We start from the raw sequence: 2559 nt of genomic DNA on the forward strand, positions 1-2559 counted from the left end.
CCGCCGCCGCCCGGCTGCCGCAGCGCGATCAGCGCCGCCTGCACCCCCTGGCGGTTGTCCAGCGGCGGCGAGGCGGCGCGCACCACGGCGCCGTTCTCGACGCGGTAGGCCACCACCTGCCACGCGCCGGGCAGTCCCGGCTCGCGGCGATCGCGCACCAGCAGCAGCCGGCCGTCCTCAAGTTCGACCGGGCTTTGCTGCAGCGCCTCGGGGCGTGCCAGGTTCTCGCAATCGGTCTGGAACTGCCCGTACAGCAGCTTCAGCGCGTCGAGCCGCTGGTCATGGTCGACCAGGCGCTCGCGGCCACGCGTCATCGCGTCCAGGCCGCGCCAGCCCATCACCGCCATCACCGCCAGCAGCGTGATGGCGACCAGCATCTCGATCAGCGTGAAGCCACGCGCCTCAGAGCAGGTTGCGCGTTTCATTGGGAACGATGGTGACCAGCCAGGCGAGCCTGACCGAGCGGTCCTCGGCGGACGGATAGACCGCGATCTCGACGCGGCGGAAGGCGGGATTCGGGGTCGGCGCGACGGTCTGCTCGCAATAGAGCGCGATACCGCCCTGCGGGCATGGCGCCCCGCGCGTGCCGGGTTCGGGCCAGGTCTTGGTCAGGCGCAGCGCGACCAACTGGTTGTCGGCGCTCCAGCCGGCCAGCATGCGTTGCTGCAGCGAGCCGCCCGCCTCGATCATCGAGCCCATTGCCCGCATCGCGGCGGTCAGCGCGACCGCCAGGATCGTCAGCGCGACCAGTACCTCGATCAGCGTGAAGCCGCGCCGGCGGCTCGGCGTTGCTGCGCGAGCAGCGCGGGCGCGGCGGGTGGAGCGGGGCGGAGTCATTGCGCGCTGGCGAAATAGCGGCCGGTGCCGTCGCCGGTCACCTCGACGCGGATGTTGCCGCGTACCAGCACCAGCTGCCGCGGCGCATCGATCCATTCGCGGCCGAACACCAGCCGCGCGCCGGCCTGACCGGCGGCGCCGGCGGTCACCGCGACCTGGTCCAGCGGCAGCCGCCACTGGCCCCGCGCGAACACGTCGTCGAGCAGCGGCATCCAGCCCGAAGGCGTGGCCTCCAGAAAGCGCCAGCCCTGCGGGTCGGCCTCCCAGGCCAGCGGCCGGGCGCGCAGCTGCGCCTCTTCCTGGGCGAGCTCGAACAGGCGAGCCACCTTCTGGCCGTCCTCGAGAACGCGGCCGCGCTCGTTGGGCGTGGCGTTGATCGCCACCATCGCCACCACGATGCCGGCCAGCACCATCACGACCAGCAGTTCGATCAGCGTGAAGCCGCGCGGCCGCCTGTGCGGCGGCCGCGTGCAATGGGCGCGGTGAGGGCGACGAGGGTGTTGTGGGCGGTGCGGGCCGGTGGCCATGATGAAGACGGGCGTCGGCCTGCGGCGGGACGCTTAGTCCCAGTTGCCGATATCGGCGTCGTTGCCGTTGCCGCCGGCCTGGCCGTCGGCACCGAAGCTGAACACGTCGATCTCGCCGCGCACGCCGGGGTTCAGGTACTGGTACGGCTGGCCCCAGGGATCGCGCGGCAGCTTTTCCAGATAGCCGCCGCCCTTCCAGTTGTTGGGGATCGGCTCGGTGGTCGGCCGGGTGACCAGCGCCGCCAGTCCCTGCTCGGTGGTCGGATAGCGGCTGTTGTCCAGGCGGTACAGCTTCAGCGCCTGCATGATCGACGAGATGTCCTGGCGGGCCGCGACGATGCGCGCTTCGTCCGGGCGGCTCATGATCTTCGGCACGACCAGTGCCGCCAGCACGCCAAGAATCACGATCACCACCATGATCTCGATCAGCGTGAAGCCGGCACGGCGGCGGCGCAGGCGGGCGGCGCCGGATTGGCTGGTTCGGACGAGGGCGGAGCGGGACGGAGTGTTTCTGCGCATCGGGTTTTCAGGCCTAGGTTGTCGACGGAGTCGAAGCCGGCGCCGCGACCGCGTCGCGCACCGGTGGGATGGTCGCCCAGTATACCCGCGGCTTGTGACGCCTCGGTACCGGACAGGCACCGACATCGCCGCCGTCCTTGCGCGTGGGCCGCCGTCATGCCGGCCGCAAGACAATCGCCATGGCGCTCTGTTACGCTTGCCGCCATCGACAACCTGCGGCGGCCCGTGACGGACCGCCCGACGCGATCTCGTGCCACTGTCCCTGCCATCCGCTTTCCGTTTCGATGCCGGCGCCGCCTGGCTGCCCCGCGTCGCCACGCTGCTGCTGTTCGTCGCGCTGTGCGCGCTGGCGACGCGGTGGGCCCTGACGTTCAGCGCGATGGATACGATCCCCGTGCCGAAGACCGCCCGGGTCGCGCAGACCGAGGCGGTCGAGACCGGCGCCATCGCCACGCTGTTCGGCGGCAGTCCGCAGGCCGGCGTGCGCGATGTGCAGCTGCTCGGCGTGATCGCGGACCCGGCCGGCGGCGGAGCGGCGGTGGTGTCGATCGACAACGGTCCGCCGAAGGCGCTGCGCGCCGGGGCCGCGCTGTCGCCGCAGATCCGGCTGGTCGAGATCCGTGACCGCGCGGTCGTGATCGAACGCAATGGCGCGCGCCAGACCATCGCGTTGCCG

At 71.7% G+C, this 2559-nt stretch carries 5 protein-coding genes; 1 reads left to right on the forward strand and 4 read right to left on the reverse strand.

All coding sequences use genetic code 11. The features are described from left to right. The 4 genes from B551_RS16270 to gspG all read right to left on the reverse strand — a co-directional run. On the reverse strand, window positions 1-425 hold a 425-nt coding region (locus tag B551_RS16270), incomplete at its 3' end, for a type II secretion system protein J (RefSeq protein ID WP_023264551.1). Beyond that, complete coding sequence (gene gspI / locus B551_RS16275) at window positions 403-837, reverse strand: type II secretion system minor pseudopilin GspI (protein WP_006580259.1); 435 nt, start codon at window positions 835-837, stop codon at window positions 403-405. The genes B551_RS16270 and gspI, both read right to left, overlap by 23 nt. Beyond that, window positions 834-1364 (reverse strand): prepilin-type N-terminal cleavage/methylation domain-containing protein, encoded by a 531-nt coding sequence (locus B551_RS16280; RefSeq protein WP_023264552.1) that lies wholly within the window; start codon window positions 1362-1364, stop codon window positions 834-836. The genes gspI and B551_RS16280 overlap by 4 nt, the downstream gene beginning before the upstream one ends. 33 nt (window positions 1365-1397) lie before the next feature. Next, window positions 1398-1883 carry a type II secretion system major pseudopilin GspG gene (gene gspG, locus B551_RS16285; protein ID WP_006580210.1) on the reverse strand — a complete coding sequence of 162 codons (486 nt, stop codon included), beginning with the start codon at window positions 1881-1883 and terminating at the stop codon, window positions 1398-1400. A gap of 250 nt (window positions 1884-2133) precedes the next feature. Here gspG and B551_RS16290 point away from each other — a divergent pair. Beyond that, on the forward strand, window positions 2134-2559 hold a 426-nt coding region (locus B551_RS16290; protein WP_006580211.1), incomplete at its 3' end, for a type II secretion system protein N.

Source organism: Cupriavidus sp. HPC(L), from assembly GCF_000307735.3.
Classification (GTDB): domain Bacteria; phylum Pseudomonadota; class Gammaproteobacteria; order Burkholderiales; family Burkholderiaceae; genus Cupriavidus.

Bases quoted from the DNA above. Each gene is read 5' to 3' on its own strand.
- gspG (WP_006580210.1), bottom strand. From the start codon at position 1,883: ATGCGCAGAAACACTCCGTCCCGCTCCGCCCTCGTCCGAACCAGCCAA.
- B551_RS16280 (WP_023264552.1), bottom strand. From the start codon at position 1,364: ATGGCCACCGGCCCGCACCGCCCACAACACCCTCGTCGCCCTCACCGC.
- gspI (WP_006580259.1), bottom strand. From the start codon at position 837: ATGACTCCGCCCCGCTCCACCCGCCGCGCCCGCGCTGCTCGCGCAGCA.